The 21,897-nt window shown below is 72.8% G+C and carries 18 protein-coding genes and 1 pseudogene; 5 read left to right on the top strand and 14 right to left on the bottom strand.

Annotation, left to right across the window (positions count from 1 at the left end; translation table 11 throughout):
• Positions 1-9 precede the first annotated feature (9 nt).
• A pseudogene (locus LUTJ29_RS17520) lies at positions 10-355 on the top strand (DMT family protein).
• A gap of 31 nt (positions 356-386) precedes the next feature.
• Here the strand turns inward: LUTJ29_RS17520 and LUTJ29_RS0113475 are convergent.
• From LUTJ29_RS0113475 to nudE, 4 genes are all read right to left on the bottom strand, one after another.
• Positions 387-689: a DUF962 domain-containing protein gene (locus tag LUTJ29_RS0113475; protein ID WP_027072977.1), complete on the bottom strand. Its 303-nt coding sequence runs from the start codon at positions 687-689 to the stop codon at positions 387-389.
• Positions 690-778: 89 nt separating this feature from the next.
• Complete coding sequence (gene mazG / locus LUTJ29_RS0113470) at positions 779-1,597, bottom strand: nucleoside triphosphate pyrophosphohydrolase (RefSeq protein WP_027072976.1); 819 nt, start codon at positions 1,595-1,597, stop codon at positions 779-781.
• Between the two features lie 4 nt (positions 1,598-1,601).
• Positions 1,602-2,432 (bottom strand): 3'(2'),5'-bisphosphate nucleotidase CysQ, encoded by an 831-nt coding sequence (cysQ, locus tag LUTJ29_RS0113465; RefSeq protein WP_027072975.1) that lies wholly within the window; start codon positions 2,430-2,432, stop codon positions 1,602-1,604.
• A complete protein-coding gene (gene nudE, locus LUTJ29_RS0113460) occupies positions 2,429-2,986 on the bottom strand; it encodes an ADP compounds hydrolase NudE (protein ID WP_027072974.1) in 558 nt (185 codons plus the stop codon). Before nudE ends, cysQ begins: the two co-directional genes overlap by 4 nt.
• Before the next feature lie 38 nt (positions 2,987-3,024).
• Between nudE and LUTJ29_RS0113455 the strand changes: the two genes are divergently transcribed.
• Together LUTJ29_RS0113455 and LUTJ29_RS0113450 are read left to right on the top strand one after the other, a co-directional pair.
• The gene (locus tag LUTJ29_RS0113455; RefSeq protein WP_043741485.1) at positions 3,025-4,416 is read left to right on the top strand and encodes an adenosylmethionine--8-amino-7-oxononanoate transaminase; all 1,392 of its coding nucleotides are present in this window, start codon (positions 3,025-3,027) and stop codon (positions 4,414-4,416) included.
• Between the two features lie 20 nt (positions 4,417-4,436).
• Entirely contained in the window at positions 4,437-5,165 is a 729-nt protein-coding gene (locus LUTJ29_RS0113450) for a 16S rRNA (uracil(1498)-N(3))-methyltransferase (RefSeq protein WP_186441949.1), read from the top strand.
• 41 nt (positions 5,166-5,206) lie between these two features.
• On the opposite strand, the gene LUTJ29_RS0113445 is transcribed toward LUTJ29_RS0113450, so the two are convergent.
• The 7 genes from LUTJ29_RS0113445 to pilG all read right to left on the bottom strand — a co-directional run bounded on the left by LUTJ29_RS0113445 (position 5,207) and on the right by pilG (position 16,381).
• On the bottom strand, positions 5,207-5,677 hold the full coding sequence (locus LUTJ29_RS0113445; RefSeq protein WP_027072971.1) for a CheW domain-containing protein: 471 nt from the start codon (positions 5,675-5,677) through the stop codon (positions 5,207-5,209).
• Positions 5,674-7,284: a chemotaxis protein CheB gene (locus LUTJ29_RS18190; RefSeq protein ID WP_027072970.1), complete on the bottom strand. Its 1,611-nt coding sequence runs from the start codon at positions 7,282-7,284 to the stop codon at positions 5,674-5,676. The genes LUTJ29_RS0113445 and LUTJ29_RS18190 overlap by 4 nt, the downstream gene beginning before the upstream one ends.
• On the bottom strand, positions 7,271-12,913 hold the full coding sequence (locus LUTJ29_RS0113435; protein WP_027072969.1) for an Hpt domain-containing protein: 5,643 nt from the start codon (positions 12,911-12,913) through the stop codon (positions 7,271-7,273). Before LUTJ29_RS0113435 ends, LUTJ29_RS18190 begins: the two co-directional genes overlap by 14 nt.
• Before the next feature lie 79 nt (positions 12,914-12,992).
• Positions 12,993-15,014, bottom strand: a complete 2,022-nt coding sequence (locus LUTJ29_RS0113430; protein ID WP_027072968.1) for a methyl-accepting chemotaxis protein — start codon at positions 15,012-15,014, stop codon at positions 12,993-12,995.
• Between the two features lie 43 nt (positions 15,015-15,057).
• Entirely contained in the window at positions 15,058-15,597 is a 540-nt protein-coding gene (locus LUTJ29_RS0113425; RefSeq protein ID WP_027072967.1) for a chemotaxis protein CheW, read from the bottom strand.
• Positions 15,594-15,965, bottom strand: coding sequence for a response regulator (locus tag LUTJ29_RS0113420; RefSeq protein ID WP_027072966.1), 372 nt, complete (start codon positions 15,963-15,965; stop codon positions 15,594-15,596). Before LUTJ29_RS0113420 ends, LUTJ29_RS0113425 begins: the two co-directional genes overlap by 4 nt.
• Before the next feature lie 14 nt (positions 15,966-15,979).
• Positions 15,980-16,381 carry a twitching motility response regulator PilG gene (gene pilG / locus LUTJ29_RS0113415; RefSeq protein WP_027072965.1) on the bottom strand — a complete coding sequence of 134 codons (402 nt, stop codon included), beginning with the start codon at positions 16,379-16,381 and terminating at the stop codon, positions 15,980-15,982.
• Between the two features lie 184 nt (positions 16,382-16,565).
• Here pilG and gshB point away from each other — a divergent pair, with 184 nt between their 5' ends.
• Both gshB and LUTJ29_RS0113405 read left to right on the top strand, forming a co-directional pair.
• Positions 16,566-17,546 (top strand): glutathione synthase, encoded by a 981-nt coding sequence (gshB, locus tag LUTJ29_RS0113410; RefSeq protein ID WP_027072964.1) that lies wholly within the window; start codon positions 16,566-16,568, stop codon positions 17,544-17,546.
• A gap of 77 nt (positions 17,547-17,623) precedes the next feature.
• Positions 17,624-18,502 (top strand): energy transducer TonB, encoded by an 879-nt coding sequence (locus LUTJ29_RS0113405; RefSeq protein ID WP_027072963.1) that lies wholly within the window; start codon positions 17,624-17,626, stop codon positions 18,500-18,502.
• 9 nt (positions 18,503-18,511) lie between these two features.
• Here LUTJ29_RS0113405 and lepB read toward each other — a convergent pair whose 3' ends face one another.
• The 3 genes from lepB to LUTJ29_RS0113390 form a co-directional block, all read right to left on the bottom strand.
• A complete protein-coding gene (gene lepB, locus LUTJ29_RS0113400) occupies positions 18,512-19,135 on the bottom strand; it encodes a signal peptidase I (protein ID WP_027072962.1) in 624 nt (207 codons plus the stop codon).
• A 62-nt stretch (positions 19,136-19,197) separates the two neighbouring features.
• Positions 19,198-19,893 (bottom strand): tRNA (adenosine(37)-N6)-threonylcarbamoyltransferase complex dimerization subunit type 1 TsaB, encoded by a 696-nt coding sequence (tsaB, locus tag LUTJ29_RS0113395; RefSeq protein ID WP_027072961.1) that lies wholly within the window; start codon positions 19,891-19,893, stop codon positions 19,198-19,200.
• Positions 19,890-21,896, bottom strand: a complete 2,007-nt coding sequence (locus LUTJ29_RS0113390; protein WP_051323021.1) for an ATP-dependent DNA helicase — start codon at positions 21,894-21,896, stop codon at positions 19,890-19,892. The genes tsaB and LUTJ29_RS0113390 overlap by 4 nt, the downstream gene beginning before the upstream one ends.
• Position 21,897 lies beyond the last annotated feature (1 nt).

Below are 21,897 nucleotides of genomic sequence, written 5' to 3'. Positions count from 1 at the left end.
CCCCGTCCCATGCCCGCCCTCGACCGCCTCTACCCCGTCCTGCTCCTGGTCGCCTCCAACGTGTTCATGACCTTCGCCTGGTACGGCCACCTGAAGTACCGGTCGGCGCCCCTGCTCGGGGTCATCCTGGCCAGCTGGGGCATCGCCTTCTTCGAGTACTGCCTGATGGTGCCGGCCAACCGCCTCGGCGCCGCGCTCTACTCCGCCCCCCCAGCTCAAGGGCATGCAGGAAGTGATCACCCTGCTGGTGTTCGCCGGCTTCACCGCCTGGTACCTCGGGCAGCCGCTGAAGTGGAACCACTGGGCCGGCTTCGCCCTGATCGCGGTGGCGGCCTGGCTGATCTTCCTCGAGTAGCGCAGACTCCCGCGCGGCCCCGGCGCGAGGCTCAGAACGGGATCCGCCCGGTCAGGATGTCGCGGAACATCACCCAGTCGCCGGCGAAGGAATAGAACGGGTGGCGGAAGGTGGCCGGACGGTTCTTCTCGAAGAAGAAGTGGCCGATCCAGGCCAGCGCATAGCCCGACAGCAGCGCCGCCAGCAGCCACCAGGCATTGCGCTGCACGATCGCCAGCACCACGAACGCCAGCGCCGCGCAGCTGCCGGTGAAGTGCAGGCGCCGCGAGGTGCGGTTGGAATGCTCGGACAGGTAGAAGGGATAGAACTCGCGGAAGCTGGCGAAACGGCGCATGTCGATCCTCCGGCGCGCGGCATGGGCCCGCGGCGATGATCGCCCCGCGCCCGCCACCGGGCAAGCCGCCCCGCGCGGTGCGTCCGGCCTCAGGTCCCGCGCTTGGCCCGCTCCCAGTAGCGGTCCTGGGCCTCGAGGGGCAGGTCCTCCAGGCGCACCCCGCCGGCCTTCGCCATCGCCTCCATGGCCCGGAACCGCCGTTCGAACTTGAGGTTGGCGCCGCGCAGCGCGGCGCCGACGTCGACCTTCGCGTGCCTGGCCAGGTTGGCGGCGACGAACAGCAGGTCGCCCAGTTCCTCCTGCAGGCGCGCCTGCACGGCCGGGTCGCCCGGGGTCGCCGCCGCGGCCTCGAACTCGGCCCGCACCTCCTCCAGCTCCTCGGCCAGCTTGGCGAGCACCGGCGCCGGGCCCGGCCAGTCGAAGCCGACCCGGGCGGCACGGTCCTGCAGCTTCACCGCGCGCTGCCACTCCGGCAGGCCACGCGAGATCCCGGCCAGCGCCGAGGTGTCGGTGCCGCCGGCCGCCTCGCGCTCGGCGCGCTTGATCGCCTCCCAGCTCGCGGTCTGCGCCTGCGCGTCGGCCACTTCGGCATCGCCGAACACGTGCGGATGCCGGCGCACCATCTTGTCGCAGATCGCCGCGACCACGTCGCCGAACGCGAATGCGCCCTGCTCCTCGGCCATGCGCGCGTGGAAGACGACCTGCAGCAGCAGGTCGCCGAGTTCGTCCTTCAGCGCCGCGAGGTCGCCGCGGTCGATCGCGTCGGCCACCTCGTAGGCCTCCTCGATCGTGTACGGCGCGATGCTGGAGAAATCCTGCTCCAGGTCCCAGGGGCAGCCGCCATCGGGATCGCGCAGGCGCGCCATGATCCCGAGCAGGCGCGCGATGTCCCGGTCCCCGGCCGACACGGGCTCAGCCGGCCTCCGTCGCCGCGTCGGGTCCGAGCCACCCGCGCCAGGGCAGCGCCGGGTCGCCCAGGGCGATGAACTCGCCGTTGAGCAGGGTGTCGCGCTGGTTGTATCGGAACGGGCGGCCCTGCGGGTCGAGCAGCGCCCCGCCTGCCGCCTCGAGGATCGCCTGCCCGGCGGCCGTGTCCCATTCGCTGGTCGGGCCGAAGCGCGGATACACGTCCATGCCGCCCTCGGCGATGCGGCAGAACTTCAGCGACGAGCCCAGGGCCACCGTCTCGGTCGCGCCCATGCGCGCCATCAGCGCGGCGGTGCGCGGATCCAGGTGCGACCGGCTGGCGGCCACCCGCAACGGCGGGTCGGCCGGCCTGCGCGCGTGCAGCAGGCACTCGCCCTCGCCGTCGCGACGGAACGCGCCATGGCCCGGCGCGCCGTGCCACAGCACCCCGGTCACCGGCGCCTGGATCGCGCCGAACACCGGCACGCCGTCGTCGATCAGGGCGATGTTGACGGTGAACTCGCCGTTGCGCTTGACGAACTCGCGGGTGCCGTCGAGCGGGTCCACCAGCCACAGCCGGCGCCAGCCGCGTCGGCTCGCGGCCGGAACCACGTCGGCCGCTTCCTCCGACAGCACCGGGATGTCCGGCGTCAGTCGCGACAGGCCGGCGACGATGCTGCGGTGCGCGGCGAGGTCGGCGTCGGTGAGCGGGCTCGCGTCGTCCTTGCTGACCACGTCGAAGTCGCGCTCGTACACCTCGAGGATCGCGGCCGCCGCGTCCTGTGCGATCGCCAGCACGTCCTCCCGCAGCGACTGCAGGGTGGCGGCGTCGATCATGCCGCCCGGCCCTCGCGAAGCAGGAACTCGCGCGCCGCGAACAGCGCCGCGATCGAACGGCCTTCGGAGAAGTCGTCGAGCAGGGCCAGTTCGCCGAGGCGTTCCAGCGGCCAGGGCACGACTTCAAGCTCCTCCGGCTCGTCGCCGGGCAGGCGCTCGGGGTAGAGGTCCCGGGCGAGGACGACCGTGGTCTCGTGGCTCATGTACACCGGCGCCAGGGTCACGGTACGGACCACGTCGAGGCGGCGCGCGCCGTAGCCCGCCTCCTCCTTGAGTTCGCGGTTGGCCGCTTCCAGCGCGGTTTCGCCGGCGTCGACCCGGCCCTTGACCAGGCCCAGTTCGTAGCGGTGCAGGCCGGCGGCGTACTCGCGCACCAGCAGCACGGTGTGCTCGTCGAGCAGCGGCACGACCGCGACCGCGCCATGGCCGCGGCCGCGCAGGCGCTCGAACTGCCGCCGCTCGCCGTTGCTGAACTCCAGGTCCAGCCGCTCGAGGCGGTAGGGGCCGGCGTCGTGTTCGGTGACGCGGTGGATGATGGGCAGGCGGCGGCTCACGGCGCCGCCCCGGCCGGGCCACGGGCGATAATGGAAGGATGTCGAATCACGATGGCGCCATTCTAGACGAGGCCGCGCGCTGGCGGTCGCGGGACCTGGCGGTGCTCTGGCACCCCTGCACCCAGATGCGCGAGCACCCGGACGTGCTGCCGCTGCTGCCGGTCGCGCGCGGCGAAGGGGCCTGGCTGGTCGGCCACGACGGACGCCGCACCCTGGACGCGGTCAGCAGCTGGTGGACCAACCTCCACGGCCACGCCGAACCCCGCATCGCGGCCGCCATCGCCCGCCAGGCGGCCACGCTCGAACAGGTGATCCTGGCCGGCTGCTCGCATCCGCGCGCGGTGGAACTGGCCGAGCGCCTGCTCGCCATCGCCCCCCGCCAGCCGGGGCGGCCTCCGCTGTCGAAGGTGTTCTACGCCGACAACGGTTCTGCGGGGGTCGAGGTGGCGCTGAAGATGGCCTTCCACTGGTTCCGCAACCGCGGCGACGAGCCGCGCCGGACCCGGTTCGTCGCGCTGCAGAACGGCTACCACGGCGAGACCCTCGGCGCGCTCTCGGTCACCGATGTCCCGCTCTACCGCCGCACCTACGCGCCGCTGCTCCTGGAGCCGGTGTTCGCGCCCTCTCCGGACGCCTGGCTGACACCGGCCGGCCAGAGCGCCGAGGGTTTCGCCGAGGACGCCGCGGACGCCCTCGCCCACCTGCTCGACGAGCACGCCGGCGAGGTCTGCGCGATCGTGCTCGAACCGCTGGTGCAGTGCGCCGGCGGCATGCGCATGCACCATCCGGCCTACCTGCGCCGGGTGCGCGAGCTGTGCGACGTGCACGGCATCTTCCTCATCGCCGACGAGATCGCGGTCGGCTTCGGCCGCACCGGCACGATGTTCGCCTGCGAACAGGCCGGCATCCAGCCCGACCTGCTGTGCCTGTCCAAGGGCCTGACCGGCGGCTTCCTGCCGCTGGCCGCGGTGCTGGCCACCGGGTCGATCTACGAGGGCTTCCTCGACGACTCGCGCGAGCGCGCATTCCTGCACTCGCACAGCTACACCGGCAACCCGCTGGCCTGCGCGGCGGCGCTCGCCTCGCTCGACGTCTTCGAACAGGACGGCGTGATCGGACGCAACCGCGCCACCGCCGCGCGCATGGCCGGGCTCGCACGTTCCATCGGCGAACTCCCGCACGTGGCCGAGGCACGCCAGCGCGGGATGATCGTCGCCTTCGAACTGACCCCGGACGGGCGCCGCGACGCGCGGTTCGATCCCGCGCGCAAGGTCGGCCTGCGCGCCTACCGCGCCGCGCTCGAACGCGGCGTGCTGCTGCGCCCGCTCGGCGACGTGCTGTACTGGATGCCGCCCTACTGCGTCGACGCGGCGCAGCTCGACCTGCTCGCCGAGGTCACCGCGCACGCGATCCGCGAGGCGACCGCTTGAGCCGCCAGGTCCGCGCCTGGGTGGACCTGCCGCTCGCGCCCGGCACGCGCGTGGCGCTCCCGGACTTCGCCGCCGCGCACCTGGTGCGCGTGCTGCGCCTGCGCGCGGGCGACGGATGCGTGCTGTTCAATGGCGACGGCCTCGATTACGCGGCGCGCATCGTCGAGGCCGGCAAGCGCTCGACCGTGGTCGAGGTGCTGGACGCGCGCGCGGTGGCGAACGAGTCCGCGCTGCGCATCACCCTGGTCCAGGGCATCGCCCGCGGCGAGAAGATGGACCTGGTCCTGCAGAAGGCCACCGAACTGGGCGTGGCCCGGATCGTGCCGGTGCATTCGGAGCGCAGCGAAGTGCGCCTGGACGGCGAACGCCTGGAGCGGCGGCTCGCGCACTGGCGCGCGGTGGTGGTATCGGCCTGCGAACAATGCGGGCGTGCGCGGCTGCCGCGGCTCGACGCGCCGGTCGCGCTGGCGACGATGGGCGATGCGCTGGAAGCGGGCGGACTGCGGCTGACCCTGGATCCCGAGGGGGCGCACGTCCTGCCCGCGCTGGCCACGCGGCTGTCCGCGGACGGCGGCGGCGCGGTGGTCGCGGTCGGCCCCGAGGGCGGCTGGTCGCCGCGCGATCGCGAGCAACTGGCGTCGGCCGGCTTCGAAGGGCTGCGGCTCGGGCCGCGGATCCTGCGCACCGAGACTGCGGGGCTGGCGGCGATCGCGGCCCTGCAGGCCCTGTACGGCGACCTGCGCGGCTGAGTGGGGGGATGCGGCCGCGCGCTGCGCGCGGCCGGAAGGGATCAGGCCGCCAGCGCCTGGCGCAGCGCCTGCTCGATCCCGTCGATGTCGGGAATCACCGCCGGCTCGTCGTTGAAACGGACCGCGGCGCGCACCCCGATGCGGCTTTCGAGTCCGCTGTCGCGCGCTCCCTCCAGGCGGTCGCGCGAGACCGTGACCAGTCGCGGGAAGCCGCGGGTCAGCAGGGCGAAGTACGGCATCGTCGGCTGGCCGCCGAGCGTCTTGAGCACTACCACCTTGTGGCCCAGCCCGCCCACCTCGGCGCCCTGCCCGATCAGTGGCGCGAACGCGACCAGCGGCAGCCGCCAGCCGCGCCAGCGGATCGTGCCGAGCAGCCACGGCGGCGCGGCATCCACCGGCTCCGGGTCGGCGTAGGACAGCACCTCGGAGATCGTGGCGTTGGGCAGCAACAGGCGCGCGGCCTCGGTCTGGATCAGGACCGCGCGGATGTCGCTCTGGATGGGTGTGTTCATGGCTGCAACAGTCCGCTGGAATCGGGTGCGGTGGCGGCGTCCGGCGGCGGCCAGCGCTCGAGCAGCCGTGCCGCCATGCCCGCCGGCGCATCGTGGCCGGCGCCTGCGGCGATCGCCGCCTGCGGACCGGCCGGGTCGTAGCAGCCCTCGTCGGGGGTCTGGCCCAGCACGAGGCCTTCCTGCCATCCGGCGCCGGTCACCGCGGACACGAGGGCCGGATCGGCGCCGCTGAGGAACAGTACCGCGCTGTCGTGCGCCGGCAACTGCGAGGCGTCGAAGGGTGCCGTTGCGTCGAACAGCCAACCGCCGCGCTCGCGCAGGCCCAGGCCCGGTGGCACGAAGTACACGTGGCCCGGTTGCGCGACCTGGCCGTCTTCGGCTACGTCCACCGGGGCCTCGGTGGCACGGGACATCTGCTTGACCAGGCGGTCGTAGCGCCCGCCGTCCAGCGCCAGGCGGACCAGCACCGGACGGGCGAAGCCGGCGGGGATGCCGGCGAGCAGCTGCCGCACCGCATCCGGGCCGCCGAGGCCGGCCTCGATCACCACCGCGCCACGCACCGGACCATGCCCGTAACTGTCGGGGTCGGCCAGCGACAGCCCGTCGCCGAGGCGGTCGAGGTCGAACGCGGGTGCCGGTGCGGCGGGCGCAGGCGCGGCCACGATCGCGTCGTCGTCGGCCAGGCTCAGCCCGGACAGGTCGAACGTCGGGGCCTGCGGCGCCTCCGCACCGGACGGCCGCCCGGCCCCAGTGGCCGCGGGCGCCGCCGCCGGCGCGGCGTCGGGCGTCGTCGCTTCCTGCCCCAGCTGCGCGGCCAGGAATTCCTCGATCCCCGCCACCGACTCCTGCGCCTGTCCGGCGCGGTTGAAGCGCTCGGGGTCGAAGGACAGTTCGTCCTCGCCGGCGCCGGGGCTCGCGTCCTCCGGCAGCGGCGGGACCACCAGCTCCATGTCCGGCACCGCCAGGTCGTCGGAACCGGCGAGCGCGGAATCCTCCGGGAAGGACTGCTCCGGCAGGGTCCCGGCCACGCCCGCGTCGGCCACGGGCTCGTCCAGGCTCCACGCGGGCACCTGGACCTCGAGGGCCGGGGCGGAGGCGACCGGACCGTCGACGACGCTGTCGCGCGGCACCCCGTCGGCGCGCTGCTGGGCCTCGCCGGTGACCGCGGCGATCGCTTCGTCGTAGTCCACCCGCCCGGTCGTGGGCGGCAGCGGACCGGGCGTGGGCAGCAGTACCTCGTCGGGCTCGGCGCCGGCCGGCAACACGTCGTTGTGGCGGTGCAGCTTGGCCGAGAGGTGGCGCAGCCAGCGCGCCGCGTCCCAGCCGGTGCGCTGCGCGGCCTGCTCGGCCTCCTCGAAGATCACCATGTAGTCCGGATCGGCGAGCACGTCCGCGTAACGGTCGATGGCATCCTCGATCGCCGGATCGAGCGCGACCAGGATCGCCTCGGGCATCGCCTGGCGGACCTCCTCGGGCGCCGCCTGGAGCGGATCGGCCACCAGCACCACCTCGGCGCCGGCTTCCGACAGCGCCTGGCTGATCCGGTCGCAGGCATCGCCCGCGCGCGCCAGCAGCGCGACCCGCGGCGTGGCCTCAGTCGCGGCCATGCCCGATCCTCAGCAGTTCGTTGACGTTGCGCATCAGCTCCGGCTCCTGGTACGGCTTGCCCAGGTAGCGGTCCACGCCCAGGTCGAAGGCGCGCTGGCGGTGCTTCTCGCCGGTACGCGAGGTGATCATCATGATCAGCACGTCGCGCAGGCGCGGATCGGCCTTCATGTGCTTGGCCAGCTCGTAACCGTCCATGCGCGGCATCTCGATGTCGAGCAGCATCAGGTCGGGGACGCGCTCGTCCATCCGCTCCAGCGCGTCGATGCCGTCCTTCGCGGTGATCACCTCGAAGTTGTGGCGCTCAAGCACGCGGCCGGTGACCTTGCGCATCGTCACCGAGTCGTCGACCACCATCACCAGCGGCACCTTGCGCTGTTCGACCGCCGGCGCCGGCGCGGCCTCGCGCGGCAGCACCGCATGGCGGCGCACCAGCGGCGCCACGTCGAGGATCACCACGACGCTGCCGTCGCCCATGATCGTCGCGCCGAAGATGCCGGGGATGGAGGCCACCTGCGGCCCGACCGGCTTCACCACGATCTCGCGGCTGCCGATGATCGCGTCCACCGCCACCGCGGCGCGCAGTTCGCCCGAGCGCACCAGCAGCAGCGGCATCTGCAGGTGGCCTTCGGCCTTCGCCGGCCCCTGGCCGACCAGCAGGCCGAGGTCGTGCAGCGCGTAGTCCTCGCCGCCGTAGGCGTAGACCCCGCCCTCGCCCAGGCGCTCGCGCTCGACGCGGCCGACGCCGCGGACCGACGCGATCGGCACCGCGAAACGGGTCTCGCCGATGCGCACGAACACCGCCTGGGTCAGCGCCAGCGTCTGCGGCAGGCGCAGGGTGAAGGTCGTGCCCTGCCCCGGGCGCGTCGCGATGTCGAGCGAACCGCCGAGCTGGCGCACCTCGCTGGCGACCACGTCCATGCCCACGCCGCGGCCGGCCAGGCGGCTGACCTCGCGGGCGGTCGAGAAGCCCGGTTCGAAGATCAGTCCGTCCAGGTCGCTGTCGCTGAGCGTGGCGCCCGGGCGGATCAGGCCACGCTCCTCGGCGCGGCGACGGATCGCGGCGCGGTCGAGGCCGGCGCCGTCGTCGCCCACCTCGAGCACCACTTCCGAGCCCTCGCGGCGCACCGAGATGCGGACCGTGCCTTCCTCGCCCTTGCCGGCCTTGCGGCGCTGGTCGGGCGACTCGATGCCGTGCGCGACCGAGTTGCGCAGCATGTGCTCGAGCGGCGCGGTCATGCGCTCGAGCACGTTGCGGTCGAGCTCGCCCTGGCTGCCTTCCAGCTTGAGCTGGACCTGCTTGCCGGTCTCCTGCGCGGCCTGGCGCAGTACCCGGCGCAGGCGCGGCACCAGCGCGTCGAACGGCACCATGCGCGTGCGCATGAGGCCTTCCTGCAGTTCCGAACTCACCCGCGACTGCTGCAGCAGCAGCGTCTCGTACTGGCGGGTGAGGTCGTCGAGCGTCTGCTGCAGGCTGGCCATGTCGGCCGCCGACTCGCCCAGTGCGCGCGAGAGCTGCTGCAGGGTCGAGAAGCGGTCCAGCTCCAGCGGGTCGAAGGTGACGTCGTCGCTGTCGCCCTCGCGCTGGTAGCGCGCGATGATCTGGGCTTCGGTTTCGATCTCGAGGCGGCGCAGCTGGTCGCGCAGGCGCGCGTTGGTCTGCTCCATCTCGTTCATCGCGGCGCGGAACGCACCCAGCTGCTGCTCCAGGCGGGCGCGGTAGATCGCCACTTCGCCGGCGTAGTTCACCAGCCGGTCGAGCAGGTCGGCTCGGATGCGCACCTGTTCCTGCGGCGCCCGGATCGTGGTGTCGTCGTCCGTGCCCGGCTCGGGCAGCGGGCCTGACAGCGGCGCGAGTTCGACCTTCTCCGGCGCAGGCGCGGCCTCGGCCAGCGCCTCGTCGTCGGCCAGCAGCGACCTGCCGCGGGCGAGCGCGTTGAACGCGTCGACCAGCGCATGCGGCATGGCGACCGCGCGCCGTTCGCCCACGCGGGTGACCATCGCATGCAGGCGGTCGAAGCCGCCCTCGAGCAGGCCGATCCCGGTGCGGTCGAGCTCGCAGCGCTGTTCGACCACCGCCTCGAGCAGGGACTCCATGGCGTGGCCGAGTTCGCCGATGCTGAACACGCCGGCCATGCGCGCGCCGCCCTTGATCGTGTGCAGGTTGCGCTGCAGGCCGATCAGGGATTCGCGCGAATCGGCGGACTGGCGCAGCTGCGCCAGCAGGCCGTCGGAATGGTCGAGCAGGTCGCCGGCTTCCTCGACGAAGATGTCGAGCAGCTCCTCGTCCAGGCGCGAGGTATCGAGCGCTTCATCCGGATCCTCGGCCGTGAGCACGCGCGCCAGCAGCGCGGCGACGGCGGCGTCCACCGGCGTCTGCACGGGCTGGTCCGCAGGCTCGTCCCCGGCGGGCGCGGGCTGGGCGGCTTCCGCCGCGGCTTCGAGGCGTTCGGCTTCGAGGCGTTCGGCTTCGAGACGTTCGGCTTCGAGACGTTCGGCTTCGAGGCGTTCGGCTTCGAGGCGTTCGGCTTCGAGGCGTTCGGCTTCGAGGCGTTCGGCTTCGAGGCGTTCNTCGGCTTCGAGACGTTCGGCTTCGAGACGTTCGGCTTCGAGGCGCTCGGCTTCGCTGCCTGCCACCGGCTCCGGCCCCATCCCGGCCCCGGCCAGCTCGCCGTAACCGTCCAGGTTGACCGGCACCAGATCGGGTACCGCGCCGGGCTCGGGTGCGTCCGGAATGGACGCCCCCAGCTCCTCGCCCAACGCCTCGGCGTCCACCAGAGCCGCCAGCCCGCTGGCCGCTTCCGGCAGGCTGTCGCGCAGCGCGCCCAGCCGCCCGGCCAGCGCATCCTGGGTCGCCAGCAGCGGCGAAGGCCGCTTGAGCTCCTCCACCGTGGCGCGGACCACGGCCGACAGCTCGGCGATGGCCTCGACGCCCTCCGGGGTCGCGCTGGCCTCGGCGGCCAGCAGCCGCCGCGCGTAGTGCTCGGCCGGCGACAGCACGGTATTGATGACCGGCACCTCGGTCATCGCGAACGCGCCGTTCATGGTGTGCAGCGCGCGCAGCAGCGGATCGCTGCCGGCGGCATCGCCCGCGCGCGCCGCCGCAACCCAGGCGTCCACGGTCTGCAAGTGGCCGTTGACCTCGGCCTCGAGGATCTCGAGCAGCAGCGCGTCGATCTTGGCCGGGACCGCGTCGAGCGGCTGCCCGGCCTCCGCCAGTTCCACGGTCGGGGCTTCCGGCGCCGCGCCGGCCAGCACCGCGGCGGGTGCGGGCGGCGCCGCCTCGGGCGGCATCACCTCTTCGCCGCCGGCGATGCGGTCGGCCACCTCCTCCAGGGGCTTCAGGTCGGTCGCCAGCCCGCGTTCGCCGCGCAGCGCCGCCTGCAGCTCGGGCAGCGTGTAGAACGCGCGGTCGACCATCGCGATCACCGCCTCGCTCGGCGGGCGCGACCCGTCGAGCACGCGGTTGAGCATGTTCTCGATCTTCCAGCTGAACTCGCCCAGCATGCGCGCGCCGACCAAGCGGCCACTGCCCTTGAGGGTGTGGAACACGCGGCGGATCGGGCGCAGCCGCTCCATGTCGTCGGGCTTGGCGCGCCAGTGCGGCAGCAGCGAATCGAGGTTGTCGATCTCCTCGGCGAACTCCTCGAGGAAGACCTCGCGGATCTCTTCGTCGATCTCCTCGCCCACGGTCTCGAACCCGCCCACCAGGGGTCCGGCCGGCGCCACGACGGGCGCGGAGGCCGGCTCGGGCGCGGGCTCGGCGGCAGGCGCTTCCACCCCAGGGGCGGACGCCTCCTCGTCGACCTGCGCCGGGACGCCGGGTGCAGGGGCTTCCGCGACCGGGGCGGGCGCGGCGGTCTCCGCCAGGTCCGCGGACGCGGACGCCACGGCCTCCGGCACCTGCGCGGTCGCCGCCGGCCTGGCCGGCTTGGGGAGCGGCCAGTAGCCCAGCGCCTCCAGGCTGTTGCGCGCGATGTCCAGGATCTCGTCGCGGTTGCCGCGCTGGTCGCGCAGGGCCTCGAGGTAGTACTCCAGGCTCGCCAGCGCGTCGGCCAGGGTGTCGAGCTGGCGCCCGTTGGGCACGCGCTGGCGCGCGATCAGCTCGTTCTCGGTATAGCGTCCGACGGCGACGAGGTAGTCGGCCGCCAGCGTCAGTTCCATCATCCGCAGCGCGCCGGATACCTCGTGCAGCAGGCGCGGCACTTCGGTGAGCTGCTCGTGCTGCCAGCTGGTCTCGACGAAGGCCACCAGCGCCTGGCGCGCCTGGACGAAGTTGGCGATCGCCTCGCGGACGATGGTGTCCACGACCTGGCGGGTCTCGCCGGCGAACAGCTCATTGTCGGCGCTGGCGCCGGATTCGCTTGCGCCAAGCCTGGCGACCTGGTCGTCCAGGGTGGCATCGACGTACAGCAGCGCGCCGGCGACGTCGAGCAACGCATCCTCGTTGGCGGGCACGCTGCCGTCGAGGATGGCGTGCATCGCGTCGCGCTGCTGCTGGACCACCTTGCGCGCGACGCCCAGGCCCAGCATGCCGAGCGTGTCGGCGACGCGACCGAGGGTCTCGGCGTGGGGCTGGAGCGCGGACAGGTCGGTGGAGCCGGTGCGCAGGTGCAGGTCGAGCGCGTCCTTGACGTGCAGCAGGTCGTCCTTCACCGCCGCCGACACGGTGTCGAGCAGGGCGCGGTTGCGGCCGCTGATGCTGCCGCGCGCGTGCTCCAGCTCGGACTGGGTGGGCAGCGCCGCGTCCAGCTCGAACACGCGCCGCAGTTCCTGCAGCGCCGGATGGCCGCCGTCTTCGGCGTGGGCGACGTGGTAGAGCAGCTGGCGGGTCGGCTCCTGGGCCGCGTCGCCGCGCACCTCGGCGAAGCCGTCGTGGTCCTGCAGGCCGTGGCGCGCCTCGCGCTCCACGCCCGCGAACACCTTGCGCAGCGCGGCGGTCGGCGCCAGCGCGCCGTCGGCGATCGCGCGCGCGACGTTCGAGGCCACCCACAGCATCCGCCGTACCGGCACCTGGCGCACATGCGGCAGCAGCGCGTCGATCGCGGGCGCAAGCGGCGCCAGCGCCTCGCGCGGGCCGTCGTCCTGCCAGCCGGCCAGGGCCTTCTGCACGGCCTCGAGCAGCGGCTGCGCGTCGTCGTTGGACGCCGGCGCCAGGCCTTCGGCGATCGCGCCGGGAAGCGGCCGCTCCAGGTCCGGCGAGAACAGCACGCTCTCGCTGAGCCCGCTTTCGCCGCGGGTGGCGCGCAATTCGTTGAGCAGCGGCAGCAGCACGATCGGGATATCTCGGTGACCGCTCTGCAGGCGTTCGAGGTAGTCGGGCAGCAGCACGATGCCGCGCAGCAGCGCGGCGCAGGCGGCGTCGCGGTCGGCGACCGTGCCGGCGTGCAGCGCCAGCGCGACCTGCTCCATCTCCTCGGCCACCATCGCCGGCGCGTACAGCTCGACCATGCGCAGCGTGCCCTGCACCTGGTGCAGGTAGCCGGCGCACAGCCGCATCCGGGCGACGTCGGCCTGGTCCTCGGCGTAGTCCTCCAGTTCGGCCTTGGCCAGGCGCAGGGTCTCGTCGAGCTCGGGCTTGATCCAGCCGAGCGCGGTGTGTTCGAGGGCTTCGCGCAGCGCGGTCGTCATGGCTGCCCCCCATGCGGGCCCGCGCGCATTCGCCAGCGGCGGTGCGTGGTGGCGTTCATCCGGTCCACTCGTCCCCCGCTCAGGCCGGCAGCTTGAAGTCGGCGACCGAGCGGCGCAGGTTGGCGGCCAGTTGCGCCAGGTTTCCGATCGACTGCGCGGTCTGGTTCGCGCCCTGCGAGGTCTGCGCGGTGATCGCCTGGATCGTGTTCATCGTCGAGGTGATGTCGCTGGCGGCCTCGGACTGCTGCTTGGCCGCCTGCGAGATCCCGAGAATCAGGTTCGCGAGGTTGTTGGACACGCTTTCGATCTCGCCCAGCGCGGTGCCCGCGTCCTCGGCCAGCCGGGCGCCGGCGACCACCTCGGAGGTCGTCTGCTCCATCGAGCTGACGGCCTCGTTGGTGTCGGACTGAATGGTCTGCACCAGCGTCTCGATGCGCTTGGTCGCGTTGGACGCGCGCTCCGCGAGTCGCTGCACTTCGTCCGCGACCACCGCGAAGCCGCGGCCCGCCTCGCCCGCCGACGCGGCCTGGATGGCCGCGTTGAGCGCGAGGATGTTGGTCTGCTCCGAGATGTCGTTGATCAGTTCCACGATCGAACCGATTTCCTGGGAGCTTTCGCCCAGGCGCTTGATTCGCTTCGAGGTTTCCTGGATCTGGTCGCGGATCGAGTCCATGCCGGCGATCGTCTCGCGCACCACGCCCGCGCCCTTGGTCGCGATCTGCACCGAGCGCTGCGCCACGTCCGCGGACTCGGCCGAGTTGCGCGACACCTGGTCGATGCTCTGCGCGATCTCGGTGATGCGGTTGGACGCCGAGGTGATTTCCTGGGCCTGGTGCTCAGCGGCCTCGGCCAGGTGCATGGCGGTGGCCTGGGTCTCCTGCGCGCTGGAGGCCACCTGCACCGAGGTCTCGTTGATCGTGCCCACCAGTTCACGCAGGTTCTCGACCGCGAAGTTGATCGAGTCCGCGATCGCGCCGGTCATGTCCTCGGTGACCGTCGCCTTCACCGTCAGGTCGTTCTCGGCGAGCGCGCCGATCTCGTCCAGCAGGCGCATGATCGCCTCCTGGTTGCGGTTGTTCAGTTCGGTGGTCGCCTCCAGGCGCTGGCGCTGGGCGCGGTTGAGCGACCAGAGCAGGCCGGCCACCGAGATCAGGGCGAGCAGGCCGCTCACGATGCTGATCCAGACGTTGCCCGCCAGGCTGGTGTCCTTCATCGAGCCGAAGCTGGTAAAGGCGGCGAACAGCGACTGGCTGTCGGACAGGAGCTTGTCGGAGCCGGCGGTCAGCGCGGCCGAGGCGGCCTGGGCCTGGAACAGCGCCGGGGCGCTGGCGATGATCGCGTCCAGGTCGTCCTTCATCTCGGCCCAGCGCGCGGCGGCCTGGTTGAGCGCCGACACCGCGCCGCCGTTGCTCAGCGCCTGCACGTTGATCGCCTGGTCGCCCTCGCGCAGGCCCTCGAGCACCTGCTCGAACACGCCCACGTCGCGCGCCAGCGCGTCGCCGGCGATCGCGGCGGTGGGGCCACCGGCCTGGATCTCGGCCACGCGGCGCGCCATGTTGCCCGCGAGCACGTTCTGGCGCAGGGCGATGTAGACCTGCGAGGCGGGCGAACCGCTCGAGGACATCGCGCGCACCAGCTCGTCGAGCTGCGCCTGCAGCTGCGGCACCGCCTGCGTGAACGAGGTGGCGTTGCTGGCGAAGGTGTTCACCGCCTGCTCGCTGGCCGCGACCTGGTCGGCGCTCGAGGCGAGCGGGGTCCAGGTCTCGGTCACGGTGCGGATCGGGCCGGCGACGCCGGTGGTGTTGCCGAAGTTGGCATTGAGCTGGGCGATCGCCTGGTCGATCTCGGCCTTGGTCTCGCGGAACGCGGCGAAGGCCTCGGCGTCACCGGCCACCGCCTCCCGGCCCTGGTTGGCGAGGCGCTGCGAGTTCACCTGCAGGCTCGAGGCCGCCGTGCTCGCCCCGCCCAGTCGCGCCGCCTTCCAGCCGGCGTAGCCGGTGTTCAAGGCGAAGACCACGAGCGTGACGAGCAGCGCCGCGACCCAGAAGTTGCTCCCAAGTCCGCGGCCCTTGCCGGCGATCGTGTCGACTACTGTGCTCATGATGCTTCCCCTGCCCCTGCACTCGAATTGCTGGATGCGGCCGTCAGGCCGCTGCTTGTCTGAACTCGGGCGTGCGCGCCAGCCTGGCCAGGCTGAACACGCCCCACGTCTGGTCGGCGAGCCGGTAGGCCCGCTCGATGAAATGCGCGTAGCGGCCCTGCGCGAGGTCCGCGGCGTCGACCTGCTGCTCGTCGTGGAAGCTGCGCTGGCCGAACAGTTCGTCGATGGTGACGGCGACGTCGCCGTCGGGCTGGCGCACGATCAGCACCCGCTGGGTCTCGTGCAGCACGGTGCGCTCGCCCTCGAGGAACTGCTTGAGGTCGACGATCGGAAGCAGGTTGCCGCGCACGTTGCCCACGCCGAGCATCCACGCCTGGGCGCCGGGCACCGGCGTGATCGGCGGCAGCGGCAGGATCTCGACCACCTCGTTGAACGACGAGGCCAGCCGGTGGCCGCCGATGCGGTAGCCCACGCCGCGCCACAGGCCCGGCGCGTCGAACTGCTCCGGCACGCCCGCGACGTGCGCGAGGCTGCGCTGCTCGTAGTCGAGCAGCATCGCGAACGGGTCGCGACTCGCATTCATCCCGCGGCTTCCAGCAGGCGGTCGATCTCGCCCAGCAGCACGTCTTCCTTCGGCGGCTTGACCAGGTAGCCCTTGGCGCCCTGGCGCATGCCCCAGGCCTGGTCGGTCTCCATGCCCTTGGTGCTGACGATCAGCACCGGGATGTCCTTGGTCTCGGCGTCGCGGCCGAGCGCGCGCGTGGCCTGGAACCCGTTCATGCCCGGCAGCACGACGTCCATCAGCACCAGGTCCGGCTTCTCGCGCTTGCAGGTCTCGATGCCGTCCTCGGCGTTGCTCGCCGCGATCACCTCGTGGCCGTGCCGCTCAAGCAGCTGGGTCAGCACGGCGGTGTCGGTCGGTGAGTCCTCGATGATCAGGATGCGGGCCATGGCGGTTCCCCCTTTCACGCCTTGACATGGGTTCGGATCGCGTCGAGGAGTTCCTCGCGCGTGAATGGCTTGGTGACGTACTGCTCGGAGCCGACGATGCGGCCACGCGCCTTGTCGAACAGCCCGTCCTTCGAGGAGAGCATGATCACCGGCGTGCTCTTGAACAGCTGGTTGTTCTTGATCAGCGCGCACGTCTGGTAGCCGTCCAGGCGCGGCATCATGATGTCGACGAAGATGATCTGGGGCTTCTGGTCCGCGATCTTGGCCAGCGCCTCGAACCCGTCGACGGCGGTTACCACGTCGGCGCCTTCCCGCTTCAGCAGTGTCTCCGCGGTACGCCGGATGGTCTTCGAGTCATCGATGACCATCACCCGCAGGCCGTTGAGGCTGGCAGCGCGGCTGTCGTCTTGCGTCATTGATTGGTTCCCCCGGCGCGCGCAGCGGGTCCGGTGCCCGTGACGCCGCGATCACCGTATATTCCAGCCCCGCGGGGGACTGTCAAGCATCCGTGAAGAAGATTGCGCAAGTGGTGGCATTGACGGGCGAAAGTGACGCCGGCCGCCTGCTAACATTTGTCACAAGTTGCCGCTGGTGGGTCACATGTCCCTGAACGTCGTGGTGGTGATGGATCCGATTGGCGAGATCAGGATCGCCAAGGATTCGACCTTTGCCATGCTCCTGGAAGCGCAGCGCCGCGGCCATTCCCTGCAGTACGTGGTGCCGGGCGGGCTCGGCATGGACCACGGCGTGGCCCGTGCGCTGGTCGCGCCGCTGCGGGTGCGCGACGATCCCGCCGGCTGGTACGAACTGGGACCCGCGTCACATCGTGCGCTGGGGCCGGGCGACCTGGTGCTGATGCGCAAGGATCCGCCGGTCGACCCGGACTACGTCCACGACACCTTGGTCCTCGACATCGCCCGGGGCCAGGGCGCACAGGTGGTGAACGACCCCCGCGGCCTGCGCGACCTGAACGAGAAGCTCGCAGCGCTGCAGTTCCCGCAGTGCTGCCCGCCCACCGTGGTCTCGCGCGACGCGGCCACGCTCAAGGCGTTCGTGGCGCGCGAAGGCCAGGCCGTGCTCAAGCCGCTGGACGGCATGGGCGGGCGCTCGATCTTCCGCGCCGGCGCCGGCGACCCGAACCTCAACGTGATCCTCGAGACCCTCACCGCGGGCGGCCGCCACCTGGCCATGGCCCAGCGCTACCTGCCCGAGATCGCGGATGGCGACAAGCGCATCCTGCTCATCGACGGCGAGCCGGTGGACTACTGCCTGGCGCGGATCCCGCAGGGCGACGAGTTCCGCGGCAACCTCGCCGCCGGCGGCCGCGGCGAAGGCCGGCCGCTCAGCGAACGCGACCGCTGGATCGCTGCCCAGGTCGGTCCCGAGATGCGGCGCCGCGGCATGCGTTTCGTCGGCCTGGACGTGATCGGCGACTGGCTGACCGAGGTCAACGTCACCAGTCCCACCTGCATCCGCGAGCTGGACGCGCAGTTCGGCCTCAACATTGCCGGGATGCTGTTCGATGCGCTGGAACGCGATCCGGCGGCATCCGGGGCGGTGCCGCAGGAGGACGGCCGCTGATGCCGCGACGCACCATGCCCGCGCCGGCCGCCGGGCGCCGCGTGCGCCTGCGCTCCGGCTGACGGGGCCGGCCGGCCATGTCCAGCATCGCCATCCCCCCCGGTCCGCGCATCGGCGAACGCGAGCGCCTGAGCGCGACCATGGTGCTGTCGCTGCTGCTGCATGGCCTGCTGGTGCTCGGCGTGGGCTTCGCGCTCGACGAGGGCGCACCGTCCTTGCCCACCCTGGACGTGATCATCACCGAGACCACCAGCCCGCTCACCCAGGCCCAGGCCGACTTCCTGGCCCAGGCGTCGAACCAGGGCGGTGGCGAGCACGAGCGCAGCACCCGACCGCGCGACGACCAGGCCGGGCTCTCGGCGCAGGCCGAATCGGGGGTGGCGCCGATCGAGGTGCGCGCGCAGTCGCCGGCCGAGCAGTCGCCGCCGCAGGCGCGGGTGGTGGCCAGCCACCGCGGCGAGGAGGAACTGCCCACGCCCGACAACCGCCCCGAGGCGGAACCCAGCCCGCTCCCGCGCGGCGAGCACAAGGTCGAACGCGACCTGGCCATGGCCCGGCTGGCGGCCGAAATCCACCTGCGTTCGGAGCGCTACGCCAAGCGGCCCAAGCGCAAGTTCGTCTCGGCAAGCACGCAGGAATGGGCCTATGCCGCCTACCTGCGCGACTGGGTCGACCGGGTCGAGCGGGTCGGCAACCTCAACTACCCGGACGAGGCGCGCCGGCGCCAGCTGGCCGGCGAGCTGGTGATCAGCGTCGCGATCCGCCGCGACGGTTCGGTCGAGCGCGCCGACATCATCCGCTCCAGCGGCATCCGCCTGCTCGACGACGCCGCGCTGCGGATCGCGAAGCTGGCCGAGCCCTATCCGCCGCTGCCCAGGACCGAGGAGGACATCGATATCCTCCACGTCACCCGGACCTGGCAGTTCCTGCCCGGCGGCACCCTGGTCGACGACTGAGCCCGGGCGCTACAGCCGCTCCCAGGCCGGGCCCTCGCCGCGCCGCCAGTACACCGCGATCGCGCGGCCGTAGAACGCCTCCTCCGGCACCAGGCCGAACCAGCGGCCGTCGGCGCTGTCGCCGCGGTGGTCGCCCAGCACCAGGACCATGCCGGGCGGAATGCGCTGCGGCGGGATGTCGGGGCCGCCGCCGTCGGACAGGTCCAGCCGCACCGTGCGCGCGCCGTGGCGCTCCGCCGCACCGTTCGGGCCGGGTGCCGCCAGCGGGCGGCCGTCGATCCACAGCTTCCCGCCGACCAGGGCCACGTCCTGCCCGCCGACCGCGACCACGCGCTTGATCAGGCGCGTGCCGTCGGCCGGCGACCTGAACACCACCACCTCGCCCGGGGCCGGGCGGTCGCGCGGGACCAGCACGTGGCGCGTGAACGGCACCCGCAGGCCGTAGGCGCTCATGTCGACCAGGACCCGGTCGCCGGGGCGCAGGGCCGGCTCCATCGAACCGCTGGGCACGTGGTAGTGGTTGGCGAAGGTCGAGCGCGCGAGCACCAGCAGCACGACCATGACCAGCAGCGGCCCGAACTCGCGGACCAGCCTGCGTGCCGCGCTTCGGGCGGAATCGGACGTGGATGCCATGGGGCGGGAACCTCCTCGATCGGTCGACCCGTGGACCACGGCCGGAGCGCCGGGTTCCCGGCTCAGCCGCGCGCGGCGCGCAGCGCCTCCTGCTCGGCCAGGGTCAGGGCCACGTTGTCGCGCAGGTAGGCCGGCTCCAGGCACTCTGGCGCGACCGCAGCGCCCTGCGCGAACGCGCGCGCGGCCAGGCGCGCGACGTCCGCTGCACGCGGCAGGGCCTGTGCGTCGACGGTGGCCAGTGCCGCGCCCAGGCGTTGGCGCAGCGCGCCGTCCACGGCGTCGAAGCCGGTGCCGACGCCGTGCCAGCCCGTGCCCTCGGGCAGTTCCGCCGCGTCGGGCCGGACCACGCATTCCGCGCCGATCGGCCCGGCCGCGTCCCGGGCCACTTCGAACCGGCCCAGGTACACCTCGCCCATGCGCGCGTCGATCGCCGCGATCACGCGTCCCGCGGGCGCGCGCAAGGCGAGTGCGGCCAGGGTCGAGACCGGCACCACCGGCAGGTCCAGCGCCAGGGCGATGCCTTGGGCCAGCCCCACGGCCAGGCGCACGCCGGTGAAGGCGCCCGGGCCGCGACCGACCGCGATCGCGTCGAGCTGGCTGCGCGCCAGCCCGGCCTCGGCCAGCAGCGCCTCGGCCCACGGCAGGGCCAGGCTGGCGTGGCGGCGCGGCGCGACCTCGAAGCGCTCGAGCACGCGGCCGTCGTCCAGCACGGCCACCGAGCAGGCTTCGGTGGCGGTTTCGAAGGCGAGCAGTCTCATCGCGCCATGGTAGCCGCGTGGCCGAAGAACGCCTCCACCTCGCCCGCCTGGCGCGTGGTGGGGAACGGCGGCAGCGAATCGAGGAACACGCTGCCGTAGGACTTCCGGGTCAGGCGCGGATCGCACAGCACCAGCACGCCGCGGTCGGTTTCGCTGCGGATCAGGCGTCCCACGCCCTGCTTGAGCGCGATCACCGCCTGCGGCAGCTGCTCGTCGCGGAACGGATTGCCGCCGGCGCGGCGGATCGCGTCCAGCCGCGCCTCGAACACCGGGTCGTCGGGGGCGGCGAACGGCAGCTTGTCGATCACCACCACGCTCAGCGCCTCGCCGGCCACGTCCACGCCCTCGCGGAAGCTGGCCGCGCCGAGCAGCACGCCGTTGCCCGATTCGCGGAACCGCTGCAGCAGCACGTGGCGCGGGGCGTCGCCCTGCACGAACAGCGGCCATTCGCCTTCCTCGCGCAGCAGCTCCGCCGCTTCGCGCAGCGCGCGGTGCGAGGCGAACAGGATGAAGGCGCGGCCGCGCGAGGCCTGCAGCACCGGGCGCACCGCGTCGACCACCGCCCAGGTGTAGTCGCGGTCGGACGGCTCGGGCATGCGCGTGGGCAGGTAGCACAGCGCCTGGCGCGGCCAGTCGAACGGGCTCGGCACCAGCAGGGTCCTGGGCGCGACGAGGCCGAGCCGGGTCGCGATATGGTCGAAGCCCGCGCCCACCGACAGCGTCGCCGACGTGAAGATCCAGGCGGCGCGCGACTGTTCGCGGTGCGCGCGCAGCGGCGCGGAGACGTCGAGCGGCGTGCGCTGCAGGCGGAAGCCGCGCGCGGACAACTCGTACCAGCGCACCTCGCCGGCAGGGTCGGGTGCAGCCGGCTCGTCCTCGGGGTCGGCATCGACCGCGGCGCCGGCGTCGTGCCAGCGCGTCAGGCGCGAGGCGAGCTCGCGCGCCCGCGCATGGCAGGCGTCCAGCCCGGGCGAGGATTCGCGCAGCGGTCCGAGCGCGTCGCGCAGCGCGCCCACCGCGCGCACGAGCGTCTCGAGTCCCTCCCCCAGCGCGGGCGACTGCAGCGCGCGTTCGCGCGTGCCGCGCGCCGGCAGGCCGTCCATCGCCGCGCGCAGCGCGCGCGTGGCGTGCTCGAGCTCGCGCGCCGGTCCCTGGACGATGGCGAGCGCACCGGGGACCTCGTCGCATTCGCCCACCGCGTCGCGCGCCAGTTCCACCAGCGGCCGCGCCGACAGCGCCTCGCCGAAGAACTGCGCCGCCAGTTCGGGCAGCTGGTGCGCCTCGTCGACCACGAAGGCCTGCGCGCCGGGCAGGATCTCGCCGAATCCCTCCTGCTTGAGCGCGAGGTCGGCGAGCAGCAGGTGGTGGTTCACCACCACCAGGTCGGCCGACTGCGCCCGCTGCCTGGCCTGGACCACGAAGCACTCGCCCCAGAACGGGCATTCGCTGCCCAGGCAGTTGTCCGCGGTCGAGGTGACCATCGGCAGCAGCGGCGAGTCTTCCGGCAGCGCCTCGATCTCGGCCAGGTCGCCCATGCGCGTGCGCCCGCTCCAGGCCACGATGCGCTGGAACTGCCCGACCTGCTCGCGCGAGGTGAAGCGCGGCTCGCCCTTGGCGCGCTCGAGGCGGTAGCGGCACAGGTAGTTGGCGCGGCCCTTGAGCAGCGCGGTCTTCAGGCCGGTGCCCAGCGCGTCGCGCACCCGCGGCAGGTCGCGGTGGTAGAGCTGGTCCTGGAGCGCGCGGGTGCCGGTGGAGACGATCGTCTTGAGTCCGGACAGCAGCAGCGGCACCAGGTAGGCGAAGGTCTTGCCGGTGCCGGTGCCGGCCTCGGCCAGCAGGGTGTCGCGGTCCTCGAGCGCGTCCGCCACCGCTTCGGCGAGGCGTTGCTGCGCCGGGCGCGCGACGAAGGCGGGGATCCGTCCGGCCAGCAGCCCGCCGGCGGCCAGGGCCTCGGTGCTGCGTCGGGCGAGCGCGCTGCGTGCGGTGGGACCGTCGCCCGGCATC

This window comes from Luteimonas sp. J29, from assembly GCF_000472505.1.
Classification (GTDB): domain Bacteria; phylum Pseudomonadota; class Gammaproteobacteria; order Xanthomonadales; family Xanthomonadaceae; genus Luteimonas.
Note: the sequence above shows the minus strand (reverse complement) of the source record. Positions and strands in the feature narration are given on the sequence as shown.